A 2172-nucleotide genomic window follows, 5' to 3' on the forward strand; every position below is an offset into this window, starting at 1 on the left:
CCGATACCCCAGTGTGCTCCCTTCCAAACCAACGAGAACAATTTCAAAAATCTCAGGGGAACGGGCAATCTTCTTGATTCCCTTGATGGTATCGTTCCGCACCGGAATAAAGCCACTGATCGGCGTGATAACGGAGTTTTTGCTGCCTCTATGGTTGCAGTAGAGCAACAGACTGGTCACCGGCTGCTGTTGCATGGCCTTGCTAATTTGAGAGGGAATAGTCCCGCCCCCCCCCAGATCGACTAGCAGATAGGGCTCATTCCCAGTCAGTCCCCCAAAATAATCTCGCATGGCCAGCTTGCTTTGCTGAATATTGCTCTTGATTTGATCGATGTTTTTCTCAAATACATCCGCCATCAGTTGCAAACCATCTTGACCATCGATAGCTATTTGATCTAGGAACGCCAGCGGTGTGTCGAGAAAGGATGTCAATCTGACATCCTGAATCCCAAATTCATTGAAAAAGTCACGAACGGTGTAATTACGACGCATCAAGGTCTGGGAAACAGCCTCTTCCAGCTGGCGATCATCTATCGCCGGCAAATAAGTCGCCTTGCGTGAGGCATAACAGGTCTGACAGCGTATATCTGAGTACTGCTGTGATTGAAAATCGATCTGGCGGTTGATACAGGCAGCAAAGATCCCGCCCTCTCGCATAAGAGACAAAATGTTTTTTACCTGCAGTCGTTTGGCTGACTGCAGAATCCACTTGGCAAATGCCGTCAGGACGGGCCCAAGGATGAAGGCGCCATACGCGTAGAAAAATTGCTCCTCTTCGGAAAGTTTTGGGGGCATCGATAGAACGGCCAGCTTCCTGGCATGTTGCATGGTCGATGACAAATTTACCCGGTAGAGCTTCTCGTTTTCCAATATCTCAGACAGATGGTCGGGTAGATCAAAATGCAAAGAGGCCAAGCCAAGTTGTTGTGCTGACTGCACATCGGCCTTCGGGTTATCACCAATATGCAAGACCTGTTCAGGCTTAATCCCCAACAGGGAGAGCACCTGCCGAAACAGGCTTCCAGTCTGTTTGGTCAGGCCCAGCTCAGAGGAAACGAACAAGCGTACATTGTGAAGTTGCGGGCACTTCTGAATTATCAGCTCCCTCAGAAATGCTTCCGAAAGATACATGTCTGAGATGAAAATAACCTGCAGCCCGTGACATTGAGCTCGCAGCAAGATCATCTGTACCAGAGGATCGAGATAGACCATATCCCGTTCAACTTGCAGCTCCTCAGCCATGAGAGCCCTCTTGTGCTCGGCAGATAACGGGAGATGGGCAAAGATCTCGGTGAAACGGACATCTTCGCGCACACTCTGTTTTCTTGCCCGAGACTCAGCTTCGATCCGACAAAGGCGGTAATCTTCCGCCTCCATCGGCAATGCCACACCATTCGCGAGCACTCTGCGAGCCGCCTCTTCAAAAACCCATGAGGGTTCACCGCACGCTCGCCGAAAAAAAGTATCAAAAAGGTCAAGAGACAGGTGAGTAATTTCACGCTGGGATACTAGATCATCCAGCCGCTGAAACAGCGCACAACCATCAACCATCTGATGTAAGCTGGAATATGATATTATTTTTTCATGACTCATAGGCACCTGATAAAGTCTCATAACGGAGCGAAAGACACCGGTTATTGGTTTGTCAGCAAATCCACTCACCGACCTGCCATTATTACTTCAAATGTCCCATAACATATGGATAGGCATTGTAGAAATGCATGATGCCTCGCTCAGCCAAGTTCAGTGAAATAACATCAAAATACGCACTAGCAATAACTATCTGTGCATTTTCATCTCTCTTTTCAATAAACTGCTCAAGAGACATCATTTTCAACCCATCGTGAGTATCTGGCTGCTGTGTTGTGATAAATGACGTAACGCTAAACCCTTTGGATTCGAGCAATGCTCTCACCAATTCTCCCCCCTTACCGGCACCATAAATATAAACAGGACAAGTCATATTCAGTACATGTAACTCTTCAGGCTCACGGATTGAAACTACATTCCATTCCAGATTGTGAGAGAGTGGTAACGCCTGAAATTGGGTTAACCCCTGCTGAACATCCTGCAAACTAAAAAGATATTCCGTATTGACTTCGCCGATTTTTGTGCGCAGCAACCTCATCTTCCGTGCCAGTAAAAAAGGAATAACGTCGTATATCCGCGTAT

At 47.5% G+C, this 2172-nt stretch carries 2 protein-coding genes; both read right to left on the reverse strand.

What is annotated here, in order from left to right; translation table 11 throughout:
* On the reverse strand, positions 1–1593 hold a 1593-nt coding region (locus LD28_RS0118800; protein ID WP_162182405.1), incomplete at its 3' end, for an HAD-IA family hydrolase.
* A gap of 82 nt (positions 1594–1675) precedes the next feature.
* On the reverse strand, positions 1676–2172 hold a 497-nt coding region (locus tag LD28_RS0118805; protein WP_206538769.1), incomplete at its 5' end, for a hypothetical protein.

Source organism: Aeromonas finlandensis (assembly GCF_000764645.1).
Lineage (GTDB): Bacteria > Pseudomonadota > Gammaproteobacteria > Enterobacterales > Aeromonadaceae > Aeromonas > Aeromonas finlandensis.